We start from the raw sequence: 26,219 nt of genomic DNA on the forward strand, positions 1-26,219 counted from the left end.
CGAACCGAGCTTGCTTGATGGCCGCTGGAGCCACTCAACCTGCATTGTCAGGATACAGGTGTGCCATGGGTGCCACCCGCCGCCCGCAAGCGGGCGCGTGAGGCGACCGTCGGCGCCCAACCCCGGGCGACGCCGTCGTACTCCCCCACGCCAAGGCATGGATGCATTGTTTTCCACCCGGCCAGGCCATACCGTGAAGGGACGGTGAGCCGAAGTGCAGGTGCGGGCATGCGAGCTATTTCCTGGTCAGCGCGCTGTCTCCTGTTGTGCTTGCTGACTGTGGGGATCCTCGGCGGCGCCACCACACCGGCACCGGCCCCTGCCGGCCCGCCGGCCACAGGACCCGCGAGCCCCGAGCAGACCTACGACGCGCTGGACACATTCCTCCGGGAGCAACTGGACACCCTCGGGATTCCGGGCGCCGCCATCGCCGTCGTCCGGGACGGCGTTCAGGTGCACTCCGCCGCATTCGGCCGCGCCGACGACTCCGGGCGCCCGATGACCGCCCAGACGCCGGTGCTGCTGGCCTCCACCAGCAAGTCCCTCACAGCCATCGCCGTGATGCAGCAGGTGGAGGCCGGCCGGCTGCGGCTGGATGAGCCGGTGCAGACCTACCTGCCTTGGTTCACCCTGGACGACAGCCGCTCGCAAGCCATCACGGTCCGCCACCTGCTCCACCAGGCCAGCGGTATGGCGTCGAAGGACACGGCCTTCGAAGCCTCCGACGCGCAGGGCCCGGAGGCTCTCGAAGAAGGGGTCCGCGCCCTGTCAGGCTCTCCCCTGGCCGGCGAACCGGGCGAGGCTTTCCACTACGCCAGCGCCAACTTCAACATCCTGGGCCTCCTGGTGCAGACAGTCTCCGGCCAGCCTTTCGGGGAGTACCTGGATCAGCACGTCTTCGGGCCTCTGGAGATGACCCACAGCCATCCCACGCAGGCTGCCGCGCGCGCGGACAGTGCGGCCGCCGGCTACTCGCTGTGGTTCGGCTCGTTCTGGCGCCAGACCGACGTGCCCTCACCCACCACCGGCATGCCGTCGTCCACCCTGTACGCCTCGGCCGAGGACCTCGGCCACCAGCTGATCGCACTGCTCGACGGCGGACGGTTCGGCGATGCCCGGATCCTCCAGCCCGAGAGCGTGACGGCGATGTTCGAGCCGGGTGTGCAGGTGGACGGCTCCAAGGGGTATGCCATGGGCTGGTTCACCCGTCCCCTGGTGGAGTCCGCCGATCCCGCGGCACCCCCTGTCCCGGAGGCGGACCTGCCGCTCCTCCTGGAACACCAGGGCGAGTGGGGCAACAGCCACACCTACCTGGCCATGATTCCGGAGTCCGGCCTTGGCGTCGCCCTGGTCATCAACGGCAATGACACCGCTGCCCCGTCACGGCTCAAGGCCATCGACACCAACGTCCTGCGGATCCTCCACGGGCACTCCCCCGTGCCGGCGGTTGTCTTCGAGGACTGGCTGCAGCGCTACAGCTGGGCGGTCTCACTGGCACTGCTGCTGGCGGAGCTGGTGAGCCTGGGGCTGGCGCTGCGGTTCCTGCTCCGGCGGCGTGTCCCTACGCGGAACCGCGGGGTTGCCTTGGCGTGGGGAGTTGCGGCTCTCGTGCTCGACGGCTTCGCACTGTGGCTGTGCCTCAGCTACGCCCCCGCCCGGTTCGACACCCACCTGTTTGTGATCATCCGCCAGTTTCCCGACGTCGGCATTTTTCTGGTGCCGGTCCTTGCGCTGGCCATCCTTTGGCCGATTCCACGGACGGTGTGGCTGCTCGCGCGGCTGCGGGCCGACAAGCCAATCTTGCGGACCCAGATTGAACCAAGTGTTCACTTTAAGTGAGCCCAAATGAAGCCAGGGAGGTGCGTCGAAGTGGAAGATCCCTGGCCAGGTGCCGCTAGCCGAACCTACTGCGCAACCGGCTCCCGCTTTCCTGGGCGGGAGCCGGTTTGAATATTCCAACGTATCGGGACGGTGCTTTCAGATACGGGCCAAGAGTTCGGCTTTTTTCGTTTCAAACTCTTCCGGCGTGAGGACGCCAGCGTCTCGCAGTTGTCCTATTTTTGCAAGGTTTGCGTAAACGTCTTCAGTTTCCTGAACCACTGGGTGTGCTGCGACTTGGCTTTCAGAAGCCCGTGGGGCAGCAGGCGCGATCCGGTCCCTTGCAGCATCGACAAAAGCCTTACCCAGCTGCTTGGCGACGTTCGTGATTTCCGCTTTATTGCCCGACACAAAAACGGTTACAGAACCCAAGGCAAGGCCGGAGTTCCACTGCATGGAGGAGATATTAGAAAAAGGAAAATCTTCAGAGACCTGCTTCAGGACGCCATCTTTGAGGAAAAAAATCCGGCGGTCCGATAGCACCAGGATACCTAGACCTCCAGCGTATTGGCCGGTCAAAATCTGTTCAACTCTCTCACCCTCCCAAAGATGGGATTCGAGCTTTCGGAACTCTCTGTTGCTCCCCCAAGTAATCCCCGCTTTATCCTTTGCCTGCTGGATGTCGTCACGAAGCTGATCCGCTGCCATGGTGCCCCCATATGTTTTGCCGGCCGGGCGGTCTCCCGGGCTGGACTCCAGCTAACTGGAAGGTTGAGTTCTCGTCAATACCAGAATTGCTGATCAAGGTATGCGCAATGTTTGCCGAGGATTTGCATAATTGAGCCGACTAACTTCTCGGATGGCAAAGAATGAGGTCTGTTCGAATACGCAAAGTTCTCAGGGGGAAGTTAAATTTTGAAAACGAAAACAACGCTGGCTGCCAGCACGTTTCTCTGCATGGCCTTGGCCGGTTGCGCGTCGGGATCTCCCCAGGGAGCGCCCTCCGTTACCCACACCGTTACGCAGACTGCTACCGCCACCGTTACAGCAGCCCCAGCCGAAGTTGTCGCTCCAGCGGCTGCTCTAGCGATTCCCGCTACCGCGGTCATTCCTGTCAACGTAGCGGGCATGAACGCAGAGGCACTCGATGACGAGCTGTCGGCGCTGGGGTTCGAAAAAGTCATCTACAACTCTGATACCGGCAAGACCGTTCTTTTGCTCAGCAACTGGACGGTCACAGGTGTTGATAATGCCGGAAGCGAGCAATCGACTTCCAAGGGAGTCGTTGTCCACGTCACCAAATAGTAAGTCGCACTAAAGGATGGAACCTCTGAGCACGATGAAAAGCATCCGCCGTAACGTCGCAGAGAATATCGGCAGCTTCATTACGTCGTGCCAACGGGTCCATGTTGGGGAACTAGCAGCCTAAGGCGCAGTCCACGCTCACATCGAGCGTCCCGTGAACGCCCTGCTGCAGCTTCTCGAAGCTGCAGCAGAGCCTTCTCCGTAAGCGGTCCGTTTTGATCAGCGTGAACAGCACCGCGGAGTCCTCTTCAGCTTCTAGGCTGTGCACCCCCGGCTGGCACGATCAGGAGGTCCTCCGGCTTGCCCTGCCAAGCCTCACTGCCAGATTCAGCCAGGCCGGATCCCCTCAACACAAAGACGGTTGCTTTGCCCTCGCGAAGGACGGCTCCCACATACCGTGTCGTTACGCCGCCGGGGAGGCCGCAGGGTCCGGTGACGGACGCGCCCACGGCTGCCACGCCTTGGCGGCACCTTCTTCGGCGGCTGCCTCTTTACCGGGCGGACCGTTGGCACACTCCGTCGCGGAACTAACCACACGGTCTGGAGCTCAAACTCATGCTGCCCGCCGCCGTCGGGAATTCCCGGGCAAACCCTTCAGCCGGTAACTGCTGGCCAGATCACCACGGGCGCACCCTGCGCCCATGGTGATCTCACCAGTCAATCGCGTCACCAACCAACCGGGTTAGTGCATCTAGAGACCCGTCTGGCTCACTCCGTATTCGGCCTGCTCCGGGGTGAAGCCTTCGTAAATCAGTTGGTCTATTAGCCCAGCGCGCGAGAAGGCCGTGTAGTCGAGGTAGTCCTTGGCGGATTTGACTGCTTGAACGTTCCAGTCGACCTTCACGCGGTCCACAGCCCAAGTCGCATCCTCGGTCGAGTACTCCTCGTACTCCAGTTGCGAAATCAGACCGGTGCGCGAGAAGGCCGTGTAATCGAGGTAATCCGCGGCGGCCCGGAGAGCGTTCCGCTGACTGACCGTCCCAGCTTCAGCCTTAGCAGCGGCCTGCTCCGATGCAGCCTTGTCAGCTGCAGCCTTTTCGGCTGCTGCTCTTTCAGCAGCTGCCTGCTCGGCGGCGGCCTTCTCAGCAGCGGCTTTCTCGTCGGAAGCCTTGTCTGCAGCAGCTTTCTCGGCGAGCACGCGCTGTGAGTCGGGCTCTGTCATCCAGACCAGCCGCTGGTCGCTGCCCATGGTGCAGATCAACGTCTGGCTGTTGTATTTCTGAGTCGCAGCAGCAGTGGTGCACTTCGAATTTGCAGGGTTCGTGGCAGTCGGTGTTGGGGTCGGTGTGGCTGTCGCCTTAGCAGTTTCTGACTGTTGCACGGGACCGACCAGAGTCGCTTTGTCGCTATCCACTCGCGGTGCGGTAGCACCAATCAGCCCAAAGCTCAGAATCAGTGCAACGAATCCCGAAACGGCCAGAACGCCACCCGAGTTCCGGTGCGGTAGCCCAATCCACGACCGACGCTTGAACAGCAGCGTATAGAGCCCGGTGAGCATGGCAACCAGGCCAAGGATGAACAACGCCATCCCCACTCCGCCCGCCACAGCGAAAGGAATAACCACCAGCAGCAGCACTGCCGCGACAATCCAGAAAAGCACAGACGGCTTCCAACGGCGCTTAGGGCTGGCCGCAGGAATTGGACTATTTATCATTTTTCCCCCTTGGAAAATTTTCTAAATTGGTGGAGTGATTTGGACGCGGCTAGCTCTCGCACGCCACGCCGTCGGAATCGCGATCGAGCCCGGCCCGGTAACCCGCCTGGCCGGCATAGATCGGTGCGGCGCCAGCGGCCTTGGCCGCCGAGCAGTTGGCGTAGTAAGCGACGGCTGGCGCTGCAGGAGCAGGCGCCGGCACAACAGGCGCGGGAGCAACCGGAGCAGCTGCCACAGCCGGTGCAGGTGCCGGCGCGGGCGCCGCGGCGACTGGTGCCTTCTCGTTTGTTGGTGCGAGCTGGCCGGAGCAGTCGGCCAGGATCCTGGCCATCGCGTCGTGCTCCGCCTGGGTGACCCAAAGGCTGTACGTTGCCTTCACCGAAATCTGCCGGGCCACGTATTCGCACCGGAAGCCTTTGTTCGGCGGCAACCACGTGGCGGCGTCGCCGTCGCCCTTTTTCATATTGGTGGGACCGTCCGTCGACTGGAGGTTCAGAGAGTCATTCGCGAAGGCTGTCCGCTGCTCCGTGGTCAGCTGCTGCGCGCCCTTCTGCCAGGCGTCGCTGAGGGCAACAACATGGTCGATCTGGACGGCGCTGCTGGTGGCACTCCCCCGCAGGAAACTGATGGTAGTACCTGTGTAGGGGTCCGCCAGAGTGCCGGACTGCACCTTGCAGGGGACGCTGTTGGTGTAGGTGATCCCCGTAAGGTCGCGTTTGAGGGTGTCATTCCGCGTGTCGCAGCCGTTACGGTCTACGTCTGCCCAGGCCTGCCCGAACAGGGCACGGTCATAGCCCGTCTTCGGCGCCCGGCCCTTGATGGGAAGAGTTGCCAGCAGGTCGATCGCCTTCGTGGCAAAGGCGGGCTGCGTCTTCGGAGCCGTGACGTCGTTCGCAACGAGGCTTGAAGTCTCAGGATCGAGCGGGGCGCCCGTCGCCTGCGCAGTTGGAACGGACGACGGCGTCGGCGTGGCTTTTGCAGATGCGCTCGCTGTGGCGGTTCCCGTCGAGGCATTCCAGTCCGAGGAGGCTGCCTGAAGATCCTCCGCGTTGGTCCGTGGCAACGCGACTGCACCGGCGACGAAGAGAGCGAAGGAGAGGGCGAGTGCGATGGCCCCTGCCTTCCGCTTCGCCGGGAGCCACGCCCAGGAACGGCGTCCAGTCGCCATGACATACAGGCCAGTGATGGCCGCCGAGATGGCCAGGACAACCAGGGCGCCCCCGAACCCGCCGCTGAAGGCACCAATAATCATGAAGAGGGCTGTGATGCCGCCGACGACGAACGTCGAAGCGCGTGGCCTTCGGGGCGGATTAGGTCCGGGCGCAGGAGCAGATGGTGCTGACCCGAAAAGGGTCTGATAGTTCGACATTCTTTTCCCCAATACGGCCGGGTGCTTAGCCTGACCCATTCCTTGAAACTTCACGTAAATGCCGAGCCTATTTCTTGGGGAGCTGGGGAAACCGAAACTTCGACGAACCTCGCACAACGTTGATTGAGTCTTGAGCTGATCTTGATCGGAGCACTGCCGTACGAGATCATTTCTGACGCATTAGCTGAAAATCTACGCCGTGCGAATAGGGTGCTGTTGGGCACCGTTATTCCGGCCGCCAACTCTCGGAAACTTCGATTTGCGCATAAGGCTGGGGGTTCCTGGACTGACCCAACCCCGGGCGAGCGCGCGAGCGCACAGACCAGGGAGCAAAACTCATGAAAACTGCAACCATTCCCCGCTCCCGTCAAAACCCCCGGATCCGGTGGCTTGTACCCGCCGCCCTGATCTTCCTCAGCCTCGTCCCGATCATCGCCGGGGCCGTGCGCCTGACCGACCTGACGGGAGGTCAGGTAACGCCGGACAACGCGCGGTTCTTCGACTCGCCGGTACCCGTGCTGATCCACATTCCCACTGTCACGGTTTACCTGGTGCTTGGGGCGTTTCAGTTCGTTCCCTCGCTCCGCCGGGGCAAGCGCGGCAAGGCCAGCTGGCACCGCATTGCCGGACGCATTCTTGCCCCCACCGGCCTGCTTGCCGCCCTGTCCGGTTTGTGGATGGCAGTCTTCTATGACCTCCCGCCCCTGGACGGGCCGCTCCTGCTCGTCCTACGGCTGGTCTTCGGGTCTGCCATGGTGGCGTTCATTGTCCTGGGATTCATCGCGGTGCGGCGCCGGAACTACGTCCGGCACAGTGAGTGGATGTCCCGGGCGTACGCCATCGGCATTGCCCAGGGAACCATTGTTGTGGTGACCATTCCGTGGATTCTCCTGGTGGGACCGGTGGACGAACTGACCCGGGCGTTGCTGATTGGGGCATCCTGGGTCCTCAGCCTGGCGGTGGCCGAATACTTCATCTACCGGCGCGCCCAAGCACCCACGCGAGCGGCGCTCCCAAGCCGTGCGCCGTCGTCGTAATTCCCGACGGCGGCCGCTGGCCAGGTGCCTAAGGTTCAGTAAGTGCGCTTACGGGTTGGGATCTAAACTTAACCATGGACACGATCCCGGCGGTTTTCCTCGTCATCGGGGCAGCGTTTGCCTGGCTGGGCGTGACGCTAGTGGTTATCCTCCGGACTCGGCACCGTAGGAGTCGATCGAGGCCGGTGCATCCGGCGCATCCCACTGACCAGGCTCACCTTCGTAACGGCATCCGCTGGCGTCGCCTCCGCCGGATCGCGGACCAGAACACTGGAACTCCGTCGAGACGGCGCGGTCTGAGAGTCAGGAAGGTCCGCCATTAAGGTCCCGTGGTTTAGCTCAACCACCGAAACCGTCAGGACACGCGGCGGAACTCCCCTGGCCGGAGCTGGACATGGATGGGCAGCACCAGCTGGATGTGGGTGTCGCCGATGGGCTTGTCGAGCAGCTCGTTGATGGAGGTCTGCCCTTCCAACTCGCTGTGCTGGTTTTTGCCCATGTATCGAGCTTATGTGCGCCACGGCGGGAGTGAATCCTAAGACACGCGTGAGCTATGGCCTCTTGTCTGCGGCAGTGCCAGTATGTGGAGAATCAAGTTCGCTGCAGGCGCCCCATAACCGGGCAGTAAGGACGCGCGGTCATGACCTACGTCAACAGTTTGGGCGATGTGGGAGCAGCCGACATCGCCATGGCCGGCGGCAAGGCCGTGGGACTGGGCGGCCTCATCCAGGCCGGGCTGCCGGTCCCTCCGGGGTTTGTGCTGAACACCGCAGCCTATTCGCACTTTGTAGAAACCAACCAACTTGAGGCACGCATCCAAGAACTGGCCACTCTGTCGCCGCAGGCCACGCCACAGGACTACGCGGACGGCTCGGAGCGGATCCAAACTCTGTTCGCGGTCGGCACCATGCCGGCCGCCATCGCAGCAGAACTCGGCGCCGCCTACGGGCGCCTCAGTGACGCGCGTCTCGACGACGGCGGGGAAACAGCCGTTGCGGTGCGTTCCTCCGCCACGGCCGAGGACCTCGCCGCAGCCAGCTTCGCCGGGCAACAGGAAACCTACCTGAACGTCAGCGGGGCCGAGGCACTGTCCGCGGCGGTGATCGATTGCTGGGCTTCCCTGTGGACGGCGCGGGCCATGGCCTACCGGGCCCGCGGAGGCATCGGACCGGACTCGGTGCGCCTCGCGGTGGTGGTCCAGCGGATGGTCGAGGCCGAGGCCGCCGGGGTCATGTTCACCGCCAATCCGGCCAACGGGCGCCGCGACCAGATCGCCATCAGTGCCGCGTGGGGCCTGGGCGAGTCCGTGGTCAGCGGGACGGTCACTCCGGATGACGTCGTTGTCGACGCCGGGACGGGCGCCGTGCTGTCGCGCCAGACCGCAGACAAGGCGGTTATGACCGTCTACGCCGAGCACGGCACGCGGGAGCAGCCGGTGGCGGCAGCCCGCCGTCGTGCGCCCGTACTGGACGACCGTGCCGCAGCCGAGCTCGCCTGCTACGGAACGCGGAGTGCGGATCATTTCGGGGCACCGCAGGACATCGAGTGGGCGCGGGCCGGGGGCGAGTTTTTCATCCTGCAATCCAGGCCCATCACCGCGCTCCCCGAACCGGCGGCCGACACCCCGGATACCTGGCCCGTGCCCTATCCGAAGGGTCTCTACTTCCGCGCGAGCATCGTGGAACAGCTGCCCGACCCGCTCTCGCCGCTGTTTGCCGACCTTATTGACGGCTCGGTGTCCAGGTCGCTGCGAGCCTTGATGAACGAGGCCGTGGGCACGAACGTCATCCGCGAGGACGACGTGGGACTGCCCACCATCAACGGCTACGCGTATTACTACTACCGCACCTCGGGAATGTGGCGGGTGATGGGCAAGGCGCTGACGGCGGTACGCGCACTGGCCCGCGGCAAGGCGCACATGGGCGTGGCCGGCTGGCGCGAATTTTCGCATCCCCGCTACGAACACGCGATCAAAGACTGGCAGGCGAAGCCCGCCGCGGAGCTCTCCGGTGCGGAACTGCTGGACGGTGTTCAGGCGCTGCTGGACGCCGGTACCGTGTACTACACAGCCGTGCAGTCAGTCATTCCGCTCGCCGCCACCAGCGAAATCTCCTTCAGTGCGTATTACGACAAGTTCGTCCGGCGCGAGGGGGATCCCCCCGCCCTGACGTTCATTCTCGGCTACGACAGCGAACCCATCCGGGCGGAGAAGTCGCTGTACGATCTCGCGGCCTGGGCCCGCAGTGTCCCCGGGCTCGCTTCTGCGATCCTGAATGAACCGACGACGGCGTTGGCCGAGTCCCAGCGCAGGGGGTTCCCACCTGCCGGGTTCAGTGAGTCGTTGTGGCAGTTGTGGCGTCCCCGCTTCCAGGACCACCTCGGCCGGTTCGGCCATGCAGTGTACAACCTGGACTTCGCCAGCCCGGTGCCGGCCGACGATCCGTCAGCGTTGCTGGACGCGGTGAAGTTCTACCTGCGGGGGCATGGCGCTGACCCCCATGAGCGGCAGCGGCTGTCGTCCGACCGCAGGGAGATCGCCACCAGCCGGATCTTCACCCGGCTCGGGCCGCGCCGCCGGGCCGCGTTCCTCCGTTTGCTCCGGTGGGCACAGAACACCGCGCCGATCCGCGAGGATGCGCTGGCCGACGTCGGCCTCGCGTGGCCGCTGCTGCGGCGGATGCTGCTGGAACTAGGACGGCGGCTGGTGGACTCCGCTGTCATCGTCGAGCCCGCCGACGTGTTCTGGCTGCGGCACCAGGAGCTGCGCAGCGCCGTCGAGTTCGGCCTGGCCGCGCCGGGAGCACCAGCGGCCGTGGCCATTACCGGAGCCGACCGGCCCGTCCGCGCCGCCGCGGTTGAGGAACGCAGGATGCTGTGGCGGGGCCAGGTGAAGGCCGCTGCCCCGCAACTGCTCCCGGAGAGCCGGTGGATGGAAAAGGCCTTCGGGTCCATGATGCCCGCGGGCTCGCAGCACCAACTCGGCGACATCATCAAGGGCACCGGCGCGAGCGCGGGGCGGGTCACCGCTCCGGCCCGCGTTCTCAGGGGGCCTCAGGATTTCGCCCTGATGGAGCCGGGAGAGGTGCTCGTCGCCCGCATCACCACTCCGGCCTGGACCTCGCTGTTCGCGATGGCCTCCGCCGTGGTGACCGACGTCGGCGGCCCGTTGAGCCACAGCTCCATCGTGGCCCGGGAGTACGGCATCCCGGCCGTGCTCGGCACCGGAGTGGCCACCCAGCGGCTCACCAGCGGCCAGCAGATCCGCGTGGATGGCGACGCCGGCACCGTCGCCATCGAGCAGCCGAGCCCTACTCAAGGGCCATGACCCGGTGGCATGATGGGGCGCATGAGCCGAGTCACGTGCGATCTGACCATCTCCCTCGACGGCTTCGTCGCCGGCCCGAACCAAAGCCCTGCGGAGCCGCTGGGCGAGAACGGCGAACTCCTGCACCGGTGGATGTTTGAGGAACCCGAGGCCAACGCGGCCGCGATCGAAGGCATCCTCGAAGCCGGCGCCTACATCATGGGACGGAACATGTTCGCAGGTCCCGGGGCGTGGGATGAGGACTGGCGGGGATGGTGGGGTGAGGAGCCGCCCTATCACGCACCGGTTTTCGTTCTCACCCATCAGCCACGCAGGCCCCTGCAGATGCAGGGCGGCACCACGTTCAACTTCGTGACCGACGGGATCGAATCGGCGCTGGCCCGGGCGCGGGAGGCCGCCGGCAGCAAGGACGTGGCCATTGCCGGCGGAGCGCAGACCGTCCAGCAATTCCTCTCGGCGGGGCTGATCGACGAGCTGCGGCTCCACACCGCGCCCATCATCCTGGGGTCGGGCGAACGGCTGCTCGACGGCGTCGCGAACCTCACGCTGGAGCCCACGGAAGTCAGCGGTACCGGCCTCGTCACGCATGTGCGCTACCGGGTGATCCACTAAAACGGGCTGACGCTCAATCGTCGGACGTTACGGTGCCGGCGGAGCGGGCGGGCGGTCCGATCGTTCGATGCAGCCTCGGACGGCACATCCATAGATGACCAGCGAAATGGGGAATCATAGGGGTAGTGAAAGCCCACTCGCAAAGGATCCGCAGTGAACGTCTCCGTCCCGCAAAAAAACATTTCCGATCTCGTCATCGAACTCGCTTCGTTGCCTGACGAGACCGAATGGGTGGAGTTCAAGGAGAACAACGAAGACCCACAGCTGATCGGCGAGTACATTTCGGCGCTCTCAAATGCCGCGGCGATGGCAGGTCAGGTCTATGGCTACCTGGTTTGGGGTATAAGGGACAGCGACCACGCCATAGTGGGCACTTCCTTCAAACCCGGACAGGCGAAAATCGGCAACGAGGAGATCGAAAACTGGTTGCTCAGAATGGTGTCTCCAAAAATAAATTTTGAGTTCTTCAATGTCAGCGTGCAGGAGCAAGATGTTGTAGTACTTCGAATTGAGCGCGCATACGGTCACCCTGTTCGGTTCCAAGACACTGAATTCATTAGGATCGGGACCTACAAGAAAAAGCTCAAAGAGTTCCCCCAAAAGGAGCGCGAACTCTGGCGGCTTTTTGATCGGACCCCGTTCGAGCGACTCATCGCTCTCGAAAATGTCCGGGGTGAGGATGTCCTGCGAATGTTGGACTACCCCGCCTACTTCGATCTGATGGATCAGCCGCTGCCGGGCACTCCGAATGAAATCCTGAATGCCCTCTCCTCTGAGAAATTCATCGAACTGTCAGGCTCTGGAGGATGGAACATCTCCAATCTCGGTGCGCTGCTTTTCGCTAAAAATCTGTCGGATTTTCAGAACTTGGCGAGAAAAGCGGCCCGGGTTATTCAGTACCGAGGCGCGGGCCGAATCGACACGCTCAAAGAGCAGGTGGGCACCCGAGGTTATGCAAACGGCTTCGATGGGCTCGTCGGGTACATAGAAGCACTTCTCCCCGCGAATGAGATCGTTGGAAGGGCGATTCGCAAGGACGTCCCAATGTTCCCTCCCTCGCAATTCGGGAAATTTTGGCCAATGCTCTGATCCACCAAGACTTCACTGTAGGCGGATCTGGACCCATGTTTGAGATATTCGACGATCGAATTGAGTTCACCAGCCCGGGCGTTCCCCTGATGGACCCGGCAAGGTTTGTGGATACGCCTCCCCAATCCCGGAACGAGGCACTTGCCTCCGTCATGCGCAGGACGGGAATCTGCGAAGAGCGCGGAAGCGGATGGGACAAGATTGTATTCCAAACTGAGTACCACCAGTTGCCTGCACCGCTGGTTGAAGTGACTGAGAACCACACCCGTGTAGTTTTGTTCGCCCATCGTCCTCTAACGAAGATGGACAAGGAGGACCGAGTCCGGGCGGTCTATCTCCACGCATGCCTCCGCCATGTGACTCGCCAGCACACGACAAACACCTCCGTCAGGGAGCGATTCGGTATCGCCCCACAGAACAGTGCCCAAGCGTCGCGTCTTATCAGAGAAGCCGTGGCGACTGGAGTCATTGCACCGTTCGATGCAGAAGCTGCGCCGAAACTACGGCGTTATGTGCCCGCTTGGGCTGCGGTCGGGCTCCAAGGGTCAGAGGAATAACTTGGCGCTGAAGGAGTCACGCAGCGTGGAAAGTTTTACTTGATGGGAACTTGACTGGCACTGTTTCTTAGACGGCATTCGGGCGGCTCTTACGGCTAAATATCCCGTAATCACGCGGGTTTCAACACGTGACTGGTACTTGACGCATAGTCCGTAGCGAAGTCGTTCGCGCCAATTTGAGGCGGTCCGGGCGAGTTAAACATGCCCCGGCGCCCACACCGGTCAAGAATCAGATCAAGAAGCAGATCAAGGCGCGGATGCTCTGGCCCAGGCCAACGGGACAGAAACCACTCTGCTGCTCGACGCGGGCACACTCAACTCCGTCTTTCCCTACAGCCCGCGGCGAACGCTGAATCTCTGGACTCCGAAATCCGCCACCTCACGCTCCGCACCGGCGTCACGGTGCCGTGCCTCATCCACGGCGACAGAGCCGCGAAACCGGTGCTGCTGCACGCGTGGGGCGAATCCGGCGACAGCTTTCGAGCCCATCATCCTGGGGCGGGCGAACGGCTGCTCGACGGCGTCGCGAACCTTCGGCTCAAGCCGACTGAAGTGAGCGGCACCGCCCTCGTCACCCACGTGCGCTACCCCGTGGTCCACTAAACGGGCTGAGTGAGTAGGAACCGGCTCAGTACACAATTGCGTGAATACATCCTTGGATGTACTTTATTCGTATGGAAACGCTCGCTCATGCACCGGTACTGGCACGGTTCGGTTACGCAGTCTCGGACCCAACGCGGGCCCGGATTCTGCTGGCCCTTGCGGACGCGCCGGCCTACCCGTCCGATCTTGCCGACACTTTGGAAGTTTCGCGGCAGAGCATGTCCAACCACCTGACGTGCCTGCGCGGCTGCGGCCTGGTGGTCGCTGTTCCTGACGGGCGGCGAAGCCGGTACGAGCTGGCGGATGCCCGGTTGGGCCACGCGGTCAGGGATCTGATCGGCGTGGTCCTCGCCGTGGATCCGGCCTGCTGCGCGCCGGACGGAACGTGCCTGGCATGACGGCGCTACTGGACCCGCTGGCGCCGGAGCGCCGTGCGGTCCTGACTCGGCGGATCCGGCTGTTCGCCGCGGCGACGATCACGTACAACCTTATTGAAGCGGTCGTCGCTCTGTGGGCTGGCGGTATCGCGGACTCCTCGGCGTTGATCGGGTTCGGGCTGGATTCAGTCATCGAGGTGGCCTCCGCCCTGGCGCTGTCCTGGCAGTTCTCCGCCAAGGACCCGGAACGCCGGGAGCATCTGACCCTGCGGATCATCGCGGTGTCCTTCTTCGCCCTCGCCGCGTTCGTCACCGTCGACGCCGTCCGGGCCCTCACGGGCGGCGGGGAAGCACAGCACTCAACGCCGGGGATCGTTATCGCTGCCCTGAGCCTGGCCATCATGCCCGTCTTGTCCTGGCTGCAGCGCCGCGCGGGGCGCGAGCTGGGCTCACGGACCGCGGTGGCCGACTCAAAGCAGACGCTTCTGTGTACGTATCTCTCAGCGGTCCTGCTGGTGGGGCTGGTCCTGAACAGCACTCTGGGCTGGTGGTGGGCCGACGCCGGGGCCGCACTGGTCATCGCCGCCATCGCCGTCCGGGAAGGCACCAATGCCTGGCGCGGAGACGTGTGTTGCGTGGTCAATCATGCCGGCCAGGGCGTAGCTGCGGAACCGCAAAGCGTCACCACCGCCGTCGACACGTGCTGCCCGGAATGTTCAAGTGAAACTGCCCGGCGCGAAGGCCCTCCACCAGCGGTCCCGCCCTTGCTGGAGGTGCGGGAGATCCCCTGACTCTCCACAAGCCACGAGTATGCAGGAGTCACAGCGTGCGGGAACCTTTCGACTGTTGCAGTCGCATGAGTGCGGCAGCGGCTTCGCTGCCTGCTTCTGCGGTGTAGGTGAGGATGCGGTGGCCGGAATCGTCGGGCATGGTCAGGACCTCGAACCCGAGCTCCAGGGCCCCAAGCTGGGGATGGTTCAGTATCTTGTTCCCTGACATGCAGTTCTCGACGGGGTGTTCTGCCCACATGGTGGCGAACTCGGGGCTTTTGAGGGTCAGTTCCCCTACGAGTGCGGCGAGTTCGGAGTCGTCGGCGAACCGTCCGGAGAGCAGGCGCAGGGACGCGACGGCGCGGCCAGCCTCGGAGCGCCAGTGGGGGTAGACGCTTCGCGTGGCCTCATCCAGGAACAGCATCCGGGTCATGTTCGGACGCTGGGACGGTGTGTCCGGGGCGTCGAAGTCCAGGTGCGAAGCGACCAGCCAGTGCCCGGCCCGGTTCCAGGCCAGGACTTCGGTGCGTTTGCCCAGCACCACAGACGGAACACTGCACATGGAATCGACCAGGCGTTTCGTCCCTGGCCGCACGTGGTCGGGCCGGTTCCTAGTGGACTTGGGATTACGACGTTTAATGCCGGAGATGTCTGAGAGGTGTTTTCTTTCGACCTCGGTCAGGGCCAGGGCCTTGGCGAGGGAGTTGATGACCGCGTCGGAGGCGTTGACGTGTTGGCCCTGTTCCAGCCTGGCGTAGTAGGTCACGCTCATCCCGGCCAGCATGGCAACTTCCTCACGCCGCAGCCCAGGAACGCGGCGGGTGCCGTAATCCATCAGCCCGACGTCGGCCGGGCTCAGGGCGGCCCGTCGTTTGCGGAGGAAATCGCCCATCACTGCTGGTTGGTTCATACGTGTGAGTATTCACGAACATTCCCAAACGTGGGTAGCACTGCCAGTGCTACCCACAACACGGCGTGGCTGTTCCTGACCTGTGTCGGCAGGGTGGAGAGGAATACCCGCCCATGCACCCAGTGATTGGACAGTTCCGCGATGACAGCAAACGACACGACCCCCCTCCCCCAGCTCGCACCGCCGCCCGCACCGCCGATTCAAGAAGCTTCTGCCCGGATGACAGGGAGGCAGAGGCTGATCATGGTGCTGCTGCTGACGGCCAGTTTCACCCTCGCCGTGGACTTCTCCATCCTGAACGTCGCGCTGCCCCGGATCGGCGCCGACGTCGGGTTCTCCCTGGAACATCTGCAATGGATCGCGACGTCCTTCGCGCTCTGCGCGGCCGGGTTCACTCTGTTCTTCGGCCGTGTCGCTGACCTGTTCGGCCGCAAACGGCTCTTCATCGCCGGAATGGCGCTGCTTGGGATCGGCTCGCTCGTCGGCGGTCTCGCCACCGACCCCGGTGTGCTGCTCGCCGCCCGCGTCGCCCAGGGCCTTGCCACGGCGGCCGTCACCCCGGCCGCACTGTCGCTGCTCACCACGTCCTTCCCAGAAGGGCCGCTGCGGGACAGAGCCCTGGGCTTGAACGGGTCCCTGATGGCGGCCGGGTTCACCGTCGGCGCGGTCCTCGGCGGGCTGCTGACCGATCTGCTGTCATGGCGGTGGGCATTCTTCATCAACATCCCCATCGCCATCTTCGTCCTCATCCTCGCCCCGAAACTCCTGACGGAATCCGCCCGTGGTACCCGCACAAAGCTCGATGTTCCGGGTGCCGTCACTGTCACCCTCGCCCTGCTGCTGCTCGTCTTCGGCCTGACCACCGCCGGCGAAAAAGGCTGGGCCGAACCGCAGGCCTGGGGACCGCTGGCAGCAGGCGTGGTCCTGTTCGTCGTGTTCTTCTTCATTGAAAAGAACACCGCGCACGCTCTCGTGCCCGTGACCATCCTGCGGCGGAACAACATCGCTTGGGGCAACATCGCCGGGATCCTGGCGTTCGCCACCGAAACCTCCCTGGTGTTCGTCCTGACCCTCTACCTCCAGCAGGTCCTCGGCTACACACCGCTCGGGGCAGGACTGGCCTTCGCAGTCCTCGGCATTGGCACTGTTGCCGGCGGGATCATCGCCCCGAAACTCATCGGCAAAGTTGGCAACAAGAACACCATCATCGCCGGCCTCACCGTCCAGGCCGCCGCCACCGGATCCCTGATCTTCATCAACACCAGCCAGACTTCACTGATTATCGTGCTGATCGCCACGTTGATCGGCGGCGTCGCGAACCTCGCCGCGATCGTAGGGTTCATGGTCACCGCCACCACCGGGCTCCCCGACTCAGAGCAGGGCCTCGCCACCGGACTGACGACCATGAGCCAGCAAATCGGCATCACCATGGGAATCCCCGTGATGAGCACCATCATCGCCGCATCCCTGCTCCAGTACGCCTACGGCGGCGCCCCGGAACAGGTACTGCACGCGGTACTGCCGGCAATTGGAATCAACGCCGCCCTCTGCCTGGTAGCAGCACTGCTGACAGCCCTGTTCCTTCGCCGGCCCGCACGTGTCGCGATAGCCTAATCGATGACGGCGGCGATAGCTTCGATCTCCACCAACTGGTCTTCATAGCCAAGCACCGTGACTCCCATCAGCGTGCTCGGCACATCGTGGTCACCGAAGGCTGCCCGAACCACGTCCCACGCCAACACCAGGTCGGCCCGCTCAGTCGACGCCACGAGGACGCGTGTGGAGATCACATCCTCAATGCTGGCCCCGGCCGCTTCCAAGGCAAAGTGCATGTTCTCGATCGCCTTTGCAGCCTGTGCAGCGTAGTCTCCGACGCCTGCGGTCGTTCCATCTTTATTCAACGGACACGCCCCCGCCAGAAAGATCAAGCGTGCCGCGCTGGGTGCCGTTGCTGCGTTCGCATATGCCACGCCCGCACATTCACGCTCGCCATCTCGGCAGCGTCCTCGACACGCGTAACGAACCCTCACCGGGGTATCCATAGCGAAACTCTACCGAGAGCCGCCCGCGGCGTAGCCTGAATCCATGGACTCCGAAGTCCTCCACCTCACGCTCCGCACGGGCATCTCGGTGCCGTGCCTCATCCAGGGCGACGCCGGCGCGAAACCGGTGCTGCTGCTACACGCGTGGGGCGAATCCCGCGGCAGCTTTGACCGCCTGATACCCCTGCTGACCGGCTTCAGGATCTACGCGCCGGACCTCCGCGGGCAAGGCGAGGCGGACAAACCGGCGGGCGGCTATTCCCTGGCGGAACAGGCTGAGGACGCCGCCGCAATCCTGGAGGCCCTCAACGTGCCGAGCGCCGCCGTCGTCGGCTCCTCCAGCGGCGGCTACGTCGCCCAGCAGCTCGCCGTTGCCCACCCGGAACGGGTCGCGGCGCTGGTGCTGTTGGGCTGTCCCTTGAGCCTCCACGGGCGGGCACCCTTCGCCGACGAAGTGGACCGCCTGACGGACCCCATCGACGAGAACTGGGTCCGGGATTCCCTGACCTGGTTTACCCTGCTGCACGACGTTCCGCAGTGGTTCCTCGAGGACCGCGTGCGCGACGGTCTCAGGATGCCGGCCCACGCCTGGAAAGCCATTCTGAATGGCCTGTGCGAGGCCACGCCGCCCACCGAATCGGGAACCATCCAGGTGCCCACGCTGATCCTGTGGGGCGGCCAGGACGGCTTGCTGCCGCGCGGCGACCAGGAGATCCTGGCAGCCCGGATCCCCGGCTCCGTGCTGAAGGTCTATCCCGATGTGGCGCACCTGGTGCTGTGGGAGTGCCCGGAACGGGTGGCAGAAGATACGACGGCGTTCCTCGCCTCCCTCTTTGACGCCCGCAAGCCATCGGACGTACTGTGACGGCCCGCTCTGCAAGCTCGCCAGCCAGGCGGTTGAAGGAGGTTTACGACAACCTCCCGCTGCCGCTGCCTATCGTGGCCGCGCTGGCCCTGGATCTCCTCCTTGACCGGGTCCGTCCAATGCCGCTTCCCGGTTCCCGCTCCCTCCAACGGATAGCGGGGGCGGCACTGCCGCTCGCCGGCGTCGGCCTGAATCTTTGGGCGCTGGCTGAACGGCGACGCCGCTCGGCGGGCCCCTTCGCGCTGGAGCGGCCGGTGGAGCTGGTCATCACCGGCCGTATGCAATCACCCGCCATCCGATGTATGTCGGCTGGCGGCTCATCCAACTGGGCGCGGGAACCTTGGCCGGTTCATCCTGGGTCCTCGCGACGCTGCCGGCCGAATTGCTTGTGGAACACCGCTTTGTCCTCGGCGAAGAGGCCATGCTGGCCGAGCTCTTTGGACGGTCCCACCGTGATTACGCGAAAAAAGTTCCGCGCTACCTCGGGTTCCCGATGAGGCACTGTCTGAATGGGGAGTTCAGCCCATCGTGCAGAGTTTGTCCCTCGGGGAGGATTCGCAGAGACCGCGCGGCACCGTGCGGTTCGCCGGAACGATCTGGCATCCGACGAAATTTCGGGAAATCATGAATCTGTTTTCACGAAAGACTGCAAAGCGCCGGGGCATTGCTTGCGCGGCGGGCTCGCTATTTAGCGGCAAGAGAACTCTTCAACGGGCATCGCGGGCGGCACTTCCTTAGTTCCGGCGGTGCCGGTGATGACTTTCGTAGCTTTGGAACACTTCTGAGGAAGTTTGGCCGGTGTGTCCGAATTTTCCGCGCAGGACCTCGGCCAGGTCATCCAAGGCCGCGTGCATCATCCGTCCGGCGAATTGCAGGTCGATGTTCGTGCCTGCCTGCGCTTCTGAGGCCAGTTGGTGCGCATAGGCGACGGTGGCCGGCAGTGATCCTCTCTGCTGTGCTTCGTGGAAGTAGTACGTTTCGTTGAACGCCAGCAGGTCCATGCTGACCGTGGCTACACTTCTGGCGAATGATTCGAGCAAGGCAGCGGCATGTCCGTGTTCCAACGTCGACATGCCTTGCGGCCCGGCAGCCTGCCTGAACAGGTTCAGCTCGTGGGCAAGGGCGCGGCGCCGGCTGAGGGCGGGGTACGTCTGCAGAATCCAGGAGACCGTGGCCGTAAGCAACCCGAAGCCTGTGACGGCCTGCGCAGCGACGACGAACCGAAGTAATGGCGCCGCCGGAACTATCTCACCGAAGCCGACCGTGGAGAGGCTGACCATCGAGATATACATGGCCTCGGCAAGGTCCCCTCCATGGGGGACGCCCTCTGCGTAGACGAACCCGTCCGGCAAATGCGGCAAATACACCAGTGCCCATCCCATGATGGACAAGGACGCCCAGGCGCCGATCACCGCCGCCATGGCTGCGGGTGCCGCGACAGTGGAGGCCCGGCCGACGAATCGTCGGGACAGGAGCCACAGTGCACGCATGATCAGCCTGCACACGGGTCCCGTGCCGTGAGGATAGAGGAGCGTGTGAAAGACATCTGCGGCCATCAGCAGAATCAGTCCCGCACCGATGACCGTCACCACAACGTCCGCAAAGTCCATGCTTCACCTTAGGCGTTGGGGTAGCTGCGCCGGAGCACCCAAGGCCCGGCAGGGATTGGTGCGACGGCGGGCACCCGTCAACTATTGAAAAGCGTGCGCCAGGAAGGCACGCGGCCGGTGCCGCCTCTGCGGTCGGCATCACGGGTCGGCATCACGCGGTGAGGTCACGGCGCCGGAGCAGGTAGGCAGCGATCCCTGCCCCGGCGAGGGCGATGACGGTCATGGTCAGGGCAGGCGCGGGGTTGAAGTCTTCGACTGGCATCGCCGCGGAGTGACGGAAGGGGCTCGCGTCCTGCAGCCAGGCAGGCAGGCGCAGAAGTTCACCGAACTGGCCCAGGACCAGGCCGGCGGCCAGCATGCCCCAACCCAGTGGAATACTCACTCTGGGTGCCGCTGCCAGGAAGACCGCGGTTGCCGCGACGAAGACGACGGCGGCCGGGACGTGCGCCAAAGCGGCGCCGACCAGCAGGCCTGGCGGGCCGTTTTCCGCCCCGGCCAGGGCAAGACCGATGGTGGCTGCGGTCCCGGCGACGACGGCCACGACTACTGTCGAGGAGGCGGCGAGGACCAGGTTCGCGCCAAGCCACCGGGCCTTGGTTCTGGGTACGGCAAGGAGAAGTTCGGCCCGGCCCTCGGCCTCTTCTGCACGGAGCCGCAGCACCGCCTGGATGCCGGCGGCCGCGGCGAGGACACCGGCGATGCCCAGCAAGGCTGCGGTGAAGACATCGATCATCCCAGCCCGGGCGCCCGGGACGAGCCGGTTGATCAGCTGCCGCAGGGAGTCATTGCCGCCAATCACGTCACTGACCGCGGGCCCGAGGCCCCCAGCGATGCCTCCCAGGAGGGCTGCGGCGACGGACCAGCCGAACAGTGTGGGCAGCTGCTGGCGCCAGGCAAGGCCAAGGAACGAAGCACCCCCGGCCCCGGCGCGTTCCCGGCCCGCGCGTTCGGGCAGGAGGCTGGCACCCAGATCCCTGCGGCTCCTGAGTACCATGACCGCACCGGCCAGGACGGCTGCGGCCGCGGCCAGCACCAGCAGCGGTGCGGGATCGGCGGCCGTGAAAGGCCGGGAACGCTGCCCCCATCCGATGGGCGAAAGAAGCGAAACCCACCCGCTGGTGACATGGGCCGGATCGGCGCCCGGTGTGCCGAACGCGTCGCCGATGCCGCGAAGGAAATACGCTGCACCGACCAGACCGGCTGCTGCTCCGTTGGCGGCCCGCCCTGAGGGCATGACCTGCGCCATGACCGCGGCGGCGGCCACGAAGAACGCCCCGACGACGCCGACGGCGGCCCCTGCGGTGAGGGCCCCGGGTCCTGGCAACCCGGCGGCGGCGAACCCGGCCGCCGCGCACAGAGCCAGCACAAGGTTCGCCGCCCCGCCAAGGATCAGGGTTGCCGTCAAAGACGCGGCGCGCCGGACCGGTACGGACCCGATCAGCTCTGCCCGTCCGAGCTCTTCATCGGCGCGGGTATGCCGGATGACCAGAAACGTGCTCATTAATCCTGCGAGCACGGCGGTGAAGGCATAGCCCTGGAAGAACACCAACGCTCCGATACTGGTGCCGTCGGGCAGTCCGCGGATGAACCGGAACGCCGGACTCACCGCGGACATTCCGATGATCGCAGCCCGCTCGGACTCGTCTGCGAATTCCGTGGCGACCGCCCCTGCGATGGCAGACCCCAGAAAAGCGATGCCCAGAATCCATGCTGGCAGCACGATCCGGTCCCTGCGCGCCTGAATCAACAGCAGAGTCATGACTCCAGACATCAGCGCACCTGCCCATTGGAATCGCTGTAGTGGCTCAGGAACAGGGACTCCAACGACGGCGGCGAGACGATCAGTCCGCTGATCCCGGACGCGGCGACCGCTTGCAAAACCGGGGCAAGGTCCGCTGGGTCCACATCAAACTCGACCACGTCCCCGTCGGTCAGAACCCCCTGTACGCCGGGCAGGGCTGCCAGCAGTGCAGCGTCAGCGCCCTCGAGCCTGAAATGGGTGAGTTTCAGATGCCGCAACTCAGCCAGTGTCCCCGATTCCACGGCCCGGCCGGAGCGGATAATCGTCACCCGGCCACAGAGCTGCTCGACTTCGCTGAGGATATGGCTGGAGAGCAGAACTGTGGCGCCGTCCGCGCTGACGCGCCGGACCTGCCGGCGGAACACCGAATCCATCACCGGGTCCAGGCCGGCGCTGGGCTCATCGAGCAGATAGAGGCGGGCCGGGCGGGCGAACGCCGCGATCAGTGCCACCTTCTGCCGGTTTCCCTTGGAATACGTACGGGCCTTGCGCCGCGGGTCGAATTCGAACTCGTCGATAAGTTCCCGGCGCAGCCGCTCATCGGATCCGCCGCGCAGTCCGGTGAGCAGGTCAATGACTTCCCCGCCGGAGAGGTTCGGCCAAAGGCTCACGTCCCCGGGAATGTAGGCAACGTCCCGGTGGACCCCGACCGGGTCCCGCCAGGGATCCAGCCCGAACACACGCGCGGTTCCCGATGTCGGCCGGATCAGCCCGAGCAGCACCCGGAGGGTTGTAGATTTGCCCGCGCCGTTGGGACCAAGAAACCCGTGGACCTCGCCCGGACCAACGCGCAGATCAAGGTTGTCCAGTGCCCGGGTCCTGCCGAAAGTCTTCACGAGCAGGGTGGCGTCAATGACCGGTTCCGTTGCTGATGTCATGGTGAGTTCCGTTTCCTCGGTCCAGCGATAACGACCGAGGCGGCTGCCATGGCGTTCCGCGGGCACAGCCTCCCGCGGGCCGACCAGGCTTCCCGGCTCTCCGATCCATAGCGTACGTCCGGCCAACCCGCCAGGGAAGAGCTACCGGCGCAGGCCCGTCACGGCTGTGCGTTGAGCCGTTGGATGAACTCGTCCGCTGGGGCCTGGTTCCGGGCCATTTTGGCCCGCTGGTGGACGGCCTTCTCCAAGAAATCCGAGAAAGTCCGAGCGAGAGTCAAGGCCAGCGCACGTCGGTGCCTGTCAGGTTGACTACACGGCACGCTGGGTGTCAGGGACGGATGCTGTCGGATGCTTCCACATGCTGTACGCCACGGGCAGCATGGCCACGAGAGCGGCGACACCGTGGACGTAGAACTGGACGGCGGACAGCGGGACAACACGCGACAGGGCCATGACGAGCAGCGCCACGACGACGACCCAGGTAAGCCAAGGGCTCAGCAGTCCGCTACGCGAGACGCTGATGGCAAAGCCGACCATCCCGACAGCAAATGTGACCGCCGCGGCGATCAGCAGCGGGATGAACCATCGGAGCAGGGCATTTTGAGTCGCCCCGACGTCTCCGCCCGTTTCACTCGCGGCGAGCGGTGCGAATTCCATTGCTGGCAGCATCGCGTACAGCGTGCTGCCGATGACGACGAAGGGCAGCGCGGCGGCGCTCCAGCGGTCTTCGCCTAGACCATGCAGGTGACTTCTGATCGCGAGGAATGCCACGGCCAGGCCTGCTGAAGCGACTCCCGACGCCAAGTGCACAACCCCCCAGCGCGTTGGGTCGGCGGTGACCTCCGCAACCAACGCATCAATGTTCGGCGGTAGGCCGGGCAGGTACGGGTGGTAACTGAGAGCGGCGAGCAGGATCGCTGGCGCGATCGCCACGACGCCTGCGCGAAGCGAATGCTGGGCCTGGATAGACATGAGGAGCCTCCTGCAGCAGGTGCCACGCCGGGCTCCCTCCCACCGGAGTCGCGGTTCTGGAAACTCAGTATATGCCCGTGAGTCATGGGGCGATGTGGGCGCCCTTAGCCGGTTCCTTGGCGGTGCACCACATCGCCGGTTCCTGATTTCGACGGCCATCCGGTGATGGCTGGCCTCACCCGGAGTGGCCAATATAGTAAGTTGCCTTATGATTTTGATACATACATTGCCGCAGCGCCGGAAGGAACGGGTATGGTGGCGGAATCGCCGAGCTCCATCAGAATTGACGTGGTTGGCGGACGTTACCGGCTGGGCGAGGTGATCGGCCGCGGCGGCATGTCGTCCGTCTACCGTGCAAGGGATAAGAATCTGGGTCGGGACGTGGCCTTGAAGCTCTTCGCACCCCAGGCCCCCGCTGCAGACGCGTTGAAACGCCAGGAAGCTGAAATCACGCTGCTGGCGACGCTGAACCATCCCAGCCTCGTGACATTGTTCGATGTCGGCGTCGACGTACGTATCCCGGATGAGCCCCGGCCGTTCCTGACGATGGAACTGGTCGAGGGACAGGATCTGCGCAGCCGGATCAGGCACAGTAAAGTCCCCCTGGACGAGCTCGCCGTCATAGGAGCCGGCATCGCTGACGCACTGGCCTATGTCCACGGCCTCGGCATCCTCCACCGCGATATCAAGCCGGGCAATATCCTCTTGGTGCAGACCCGACCCGGGGAGCCACTGCGGGCCAAGCTCGCAGACTTCGGCATAGCACGAATCGCCGACGCAACACGCCTGACCGTTACGGGGGCAATGGTGGGCACCGCGGCGTACCTCAGCCCCGAACAGGCCATGGGCTCCCCGCTCACCCCTGCCACAGACATCTATTCGCTGGGGCTGGTCCTGCTCGAATGCATCAAGCAGACAATGGAGTACCCCGGCAGCGCTGTGGAATCTGCCGTGGCCAGGCTGCACCGCGCGCCCAAAATTCCCGCGGATCTCCCTGCCGAGTGGGCCGACCTGATCCGCTCGATGACGGCAATCGAGCCGCTGGAACGCCCGACAGCTGCGGACATCGAGACGGCGCTGCGGCAGGCCCTTGTCTCGCCAACATCCACTCCCGGCGAACTTGCACCGGAAACCACGCGTGTGCTGCCGGCCATGCCGTTCAGGACGCCGTCCGTCACAGCAGAGTCACCCTCCCTTAATCTGCCGGCCAGGCCGACCAACGAAGGCCCCAACGGTGAGGATTCCGCCAACGCCGCCCAGTCACGGCCGGCGCCTGGTGCCGATCAGCCCAGCAGCCCTCCTGGTGCGCGCCGACAGAGGCCAGTCCGTGCGAGGCGCAAAGTGCGGCTCTGGGCAGTGGCCGTCCCGGTCGTTCTCACACTGGCGGCCGGGACCGCGGCACTGACAGCGGGCCAGGCGCCAGAGTCCACCTCCGACGTCGTGCCTTACCCTGCGGTGAGCGGCACGCTGGGTGACCACCTTCAGGAACTTCAGAAGAGTGTGGAACCATGACCCGCTTCCATTTCACGGGCCAACGCAGCGGAGCACGGGGAGCTGGCCTTGCCGCCGCCCTGGCGCTGGCCGCCGCGCTCGCTGGCTGCGGCCTGGCCGATACCGCCATGCAGCGCGAAACTGCCCACCAACTCCAGGAACTCGTGCTCGGCGTGAGCCAGGCAGCGGCCGCAAACGATCACACGGCCGCGCTCAAGACCTTGGACAGCCTGGAAGCGGACGTGGCGACTGCTGCCGGCAGCGGCCAGGTTTCCGAGGAACGCCGCCGGAGCATCATGACCAGCATCACCGCCGTCAGGGCCGACCTCAATGCCGCCGTAGACGCCGCCGCAGCGGCAGCGAAAGCAGCTGAAGCAGTGGCCGCCGCGGCAGAAGCGGAGAAGACCAAGGCCGACGCGGAAGCCGCCGCGCAGGCCGCCCAGGAAAACACTGCGCCCGTCGTGCCGGTACCTGTACCGGCACCAGCCCCTGCACCGGAACAGGCAAAAGGCGCCGAGGGAAAAGGCAAAAACAAGAACGGCTGAGGATTTGCCGTCCACCCAGGCGGACCCTTCGACTACGCTCGTGAGATGCCTGTTCTTATCGCTCCGGACGTCCGCTATCACGCCTCCTGGCTGGAGGGATCCACGGAATTTGACGGCGCCAACCGGGACGGCGCGGGCCCGGCGGACTGGTCCTTGGAAGAACTCAAGGATGCCCAGACGTTCCGCCGCTTTGTCGATGCCCTCGTCAACGATGCCCTGCCGGAGAGCCCGCGCAAGCCGGAGCATGTGCCCTGCACGTACTTGTGGATTGTGGAGGGTGGCACGTTCCTTGGCTCTCTGGCCATCAGGCACGAGCTGAACGATTTCCTCCTCAACGAGGGCGGGCATATCGGCTACAGCGTGCGGCCTTCTGCCAGGCGTCGCGGCCACGCCGCTGCCGCTTTGGCCGACGCCCTGCCGATGGCCCGGGACCTGGGAATCCCCCGGGTTCTTCTCACCTGCGATGAGAACAACGCCGGTTCTCGGGCTACCATCGAAAAGAACGGCGGCGTCTGCGAGGATACGCGCAACGGCAAACGACGCTACTGGATCAATACCGTCTGACCGGTTGAACGCAGCCGGCATATCT

General features: G+C 64.6%; 25 protein-coding genes. 14 read left to right on the plus strand and 11 right to left on the minus strand.

Going from position 1 to position 26,219, the window contains the following annotated elements:
- Window positions 1-228 precede the first annotated feature (228 nt).
- A complete protein-coding gene (locus AU252_RS05360) occupies window positions 229-1,839 on the plus strand; it encodes a serine hydrolase domain-containing protein (protein WP_058929834.1) in 1,611 nt (536 codons plus the stop codon).
- A 138-nt stretch (window positions 1,840-1,977) separates the two neighbouring features.
- Here AU252_RS05360 and AU252_RS05365 read toward each other — a convergent pair whose 3' ends face one another.
- A complete protein-coding gene (locus tag AU252_RS05365; protein ID WP_058929835.1) occupies window positions 1,978-2,526 on the minus strand; it encodes a PH domain-containing protein in 549 nt (182 codons plus the stop codon).
- A gap of 420 nt (window positions 2,527-2,946) precedes the next feature.
- Here AU252_RS05365 and AU252_RS24110 point away from each other — a divergent pair, with 420 nt between their 5' ends.
- On the plus strand, window positions 2,947-3,123 hold the full coding sequence (locus tag AU252_RS24110) for a hypothetical protein (protein WP_167349819.1): 177 nt from the start codon (window positions 2,947-2,949) through the stop codon (window positions 3,121-3,123).
- 691 nt (window positions 3,124-3,814) lie between these two features.
- Here AU252_RS24110 and AU252_RS23080 read toward each other — a convergent pair.
- Together AU252_RS23080 and AU252_RS05375 are read right to left on the minus strand one after the other, a co-directional pair.
- Window positions 3,815-4,723, minus strand: coding sequence for an Ltp family lipoprotein (locus AU252_RS23080; RefSeq protein WP_240484327.1), 909 nt, complete (start codon window positions 4,721-4,723; stop codon window positions 3,815-3,817).
- A gap of 103 nt (window positions 4,724-4,826) precedes the next feature.
- Window positions 4,827-6,029: a GmrSD restriction endonuclease domain-containing protein gene (locus AU252_RS05375; protein WP_240484328.1), complete on the minus strand. Its 1,203-nt coding sequence runs from the start codon at window positions 6,027-6,029 to the stop codon at window positions 4,827-4,829.
- 455 nt (window positions 6,030-6,484) lie between these two features.
- Between AU252_RS05375 and AU252_RS05380 the strand changes: the two genes are divergently transcribed.
- Window positions 6,485-7,183 (plus strand): DUF2306 domain-containing protein, encoded by a 699-nt coding sequence (locus tag AU252_RS05380; RefSeq protein WP_058929837.1) that lies wholly within the window; start codon window positions 6,485-6,487, stop codon window positions 7,181-7,183.
- Window positions 7,184-7,538: 355 nt separating this feature from the next.
- On the opposite strand, the gene AU252_RS23780 is transcribed toward AU252_RS05380, so the two are convergent.
- Entirely contained in the window at window positions 7,539-7,682 is a 144-nt protein-coding gene (locus AU252_RS23780) for a hypothetical protein (RefSeq protein WP_156380336.1), read from the minus strand.
- 141 nt (window positions 7,683-7,823) lie between these two features.
- Here AU252_RS23780 and AU252_RS05385 point away from each other — a divergent pair, with 141 nt between their 5' ends.
- The 4 genes from AU252_RS05385 to AU252_RS24975 all read left to right on the plus strand — a co-directional run bounded on the left by AU252_RS05385 (window position 7,824) and on the right by AU252_RS24975 (window position 12,766).
- On the plus strand, window positions 7,824-10,508 hold the full coding sequence (locus AU252_RS05385) for a PEP/pyruvate-binding domain-containing protein (RefSeq protein WP_058929838.1): 2,685 nt from the start codon (window positions 7,824-7,826) through the stop codon (window positions 10,506-10,508).
- A 21-nt stretch (window positions 10,509-10,529) separates the two neighbouring features.
- Window positions 10,530-11,120, plus strand: coding sequence for a dihydrofolate reductase family protein (locus tag AU252_RS05390; protein WP_058929839.1), 591 nt, complete (start codon window positions 10,530-10,532; stop codon window positions 11,118-11,120).
- A 153-nt stretch (window positions 11,121-11,273) separates the two neighbouring features.
- Window positions 11,274-12,209, plus strand: coding sequence for an AlbA family DNA-binding domain-containing protein (locus tag AU252_RS24270; protein WP_205630638.1), 936 nt, complete (start codon window positions 11,274-11,276; stop codon window positions 12,207-12,209).
- A 35-nt stretch (window positions 12,210-12,244) separates the two neighbouring features.
- Window positions 12,245-12,766 (plus strand): ATP-binding protein, encoded by a 522-nt coding sequence (locus tag AU252_RS24975; protein WP_205630639.1) that lies wholly within the window; start codon window positions 12,245-12,247, stop codon window positions 12,764-12,766.
- Between the two features lie 330 nt (window positions 12,767-13,096).
- On the opposite strand, the gene AU252_RS05400 is transcribed toward AU252_RS24975, so the two are convergent.
- The gene (locus AU252_RS05400; RefSeq protein WP_058929840.1) at window positions 13,097-13,366 is read right to left on the minus strand and encodes a hypothetical protein; all 270 of its coding nucleotides are present in this window, start codon (window positions 13,364-13,366) and stop codon (window positions 13,097-13,099) included.
- 74 nt (window positions 13,367-13,440) lie between these two features.
- On the opposite strand from AU252_RS05400, the gene AU252_RS05405 reads away from it, so the two are divergent.
- Both AU252_RS05405 and AU252_RS05410 read left to right on the plus strand, forming a co-directional pair.
- Entirely contained in the window at window positions 13,441-13,767 is a 327-nt protein-coding gene (locus tag AU252_RS05405) for an ArsR/SmtB family transcription factor (protein WP_058929841.1), read from the plus strand.
- The gene (locus AU252_RS05410; protein ID WP_240484329.1) at window positions 13,764-14,537 is read left to right on the plus strand and encodes a cation diffusion facilitator family transporter; all 774 of its coding nucleotides are present in this window, start codon (window positions 13,764-13,766) and stop codon (window positions 14,535-14,537) included. Before AU252_RS05405 ends, AU252_RS05410 begins: the two co-directional genes overlap by 4 nt.
- A 28-nt stretch (window positions 14,538-14,565) precedes the next feature.
- Here the strand turns inward: AU252_RS05410 and AU252_RS05415 are convergent, their stop codons facing one another.
- The gene (locus AU252_RS05415; RefSeq protein WP_058929842.1) at window positions 14,566-15,426 is read right to left on the minus strand and encodes a helix-turn-helix transcriptional regulator; all 861 of its coding nucleotides are present in this window, start codon (window positions 15,424-15,426) and stop codon (window positions 14,566-14,568) included.
- Between the two features lie 219 nt (window positions 15,427-15,645).
- Here AU252_RS05415 and AU252_RS05420 point away from each other — a divergent pair, with 219 nt between their 5' ends.
- Complete coding sequence (locus tag AU252_RS05420; protein ID WP_058929843.1) at window positions 15,646-17,040, plus strand: MFS transporter; 1,395 nt, start codon at window positions 15,646-15,648, stop codon at window positions 17,038-17,040.
- On the opposite strand, the gene AU252_RS05425 is transcribed toward AU252_RS05420, so the two are convergent.
- Window positions 17,037-17,468, minus strand: a complete 432-nt coding sequence (locus AU252_RS05425; protein WP_083510280.1) for a RidA family protein — start codon at window positions 17,466-17,468, stop codon at window positions 17,037-17,039. The two genes, AU252_RS05420 and AU252_RS05425, sit on opposite strands and share 4 nt — an antisense overlap.
- Window positions 17,469-17,511: 43 nt before the next feature.
- On the opposite strand from AU252_RS05425, the gene AU252_RS05430 reads away from it, so the two are divergent.
- Window positions 17,512-18,333: an alpha/beta fold hydrolase gene (locus AU252_RS05430; RefSeq protein WP_058929845.1), complete on the plus strand. Its 822-nt coding sequence runs from the start codon at window positions 17,512-17,514 to the stop codon at window positions 18,331-18,333.
- A gap of 734 nt (window positions 18,334-19,067) precedes the next feature.
- Here the strand turns inward: AU252_RS05430 and AU252_RS05435 are convergent.
- From AU252_RS05435 to AU252_RS05450, 4 genes are all read right to left on the minus strand, one after another.
- Window positions 19,068-19,943 carry a potassium channel family protein gene (locus AU252_RS05435; RefSeq protein ID WP_058929846.1) on the minus strand — a complete coding sequence of 292 codons (876 nt, stop codon included), beginning with the start codon at window positions 19,941-19,943 and terminating at the stop codon, window positions 19,068-19,070.
- Window positions 19,944-20,094: 151 nt separating this feature from the next.
- Window positions 20,095-21,702, minus strand: coding sequence for an ABC transporter permease (locus AU252_RS05440; RefSeq protein ID WP_240484331.1), 1,608 nt, complete (start codon window positions 21,700-21,702; stop codon window positions 20,095-20,097).
- Window positions 21,703-21,713: 11 nt separating this feature from the next.
- Window positions 21,714-22,622, minus strand: coding sequence for an ABC transporter ATP-binding protein (locus AU252_RS05445; RefSeq protein ID WP_058929848.1), 909 nt, complete (start codon window positions 22,620-22,622; stop codon window positions 21,714-21,716).
- Between the two features lie 309 nt (window positions 22,623-22,931).
- A complete protein-coding gene (locus tag AU252_RS05450; protein ID WP_058929849.1) occupies window positions 22,932-23,594 on the minus strand; it encodes a hypothetical protein in 663 nt (220 codons plus the stop codon).
- Window positions 23,595-23,846: 252 nt separating this feature from the next.
- On the opposite strand from AU252_RS05450, the gene AU252_RS05455 reads away from it, so the two are divergent.
- The 3 genes from AU252_RS05455 to AU252_RS05465 are packed head-to-tail and all read left to right on the plus strand — an operon-like array spanning window position 23,847 to window position 26,194.
- Entirely contained in the window at window positions 23,847-25,106 is a 1,260-nt protein-coding gene (locus AU252_RS05455) for a serine/threonine-protein kinase (RefSeq protein WP_058929850.1), read from the plus strand.
- Window positions 25,103-25,630 (plus strand): hypothetical protein, encoded by a 528-nt coding sequence (locus AU252_RS05460; RefSeq protein WP_058929851.1) that lies wholly within the window; start codon window positions 25,103-25,105, stop codon window positions 25,628-25,630. The genes AU252_RS05455 and AU252_RS05460 overlap by 4 nt, the downstream gene beginning before the upstream one ends.
- A gap of 45 nt (window positions 25,631-25,675) precedes the next feature.
- On the plus strand, window positions 25,676-26,194 hold the full coding sequence (locus tag AU252_RS05465) for a GNAT family N-acetyltransferase (RefSeq protein WP_058929852.1): 519 nt from the start codon (window positions 25,676-25,678) through the stop codon (window positions 26,192-26,194).
- Window positions 26,195-26,219 lie beyond the last annotated feature (25 nt).

The sequence above is a fragment of the Pseudarthrobacter sulfonivorans genome (assembly GCF_001484605.1).
Lineage (GTDB): Bacteria > Actinomycetota > Actinomycetes > Actinomycetales > Micrococcaceae > Arthrobacter > Arthrobacter sulfonivorans_A.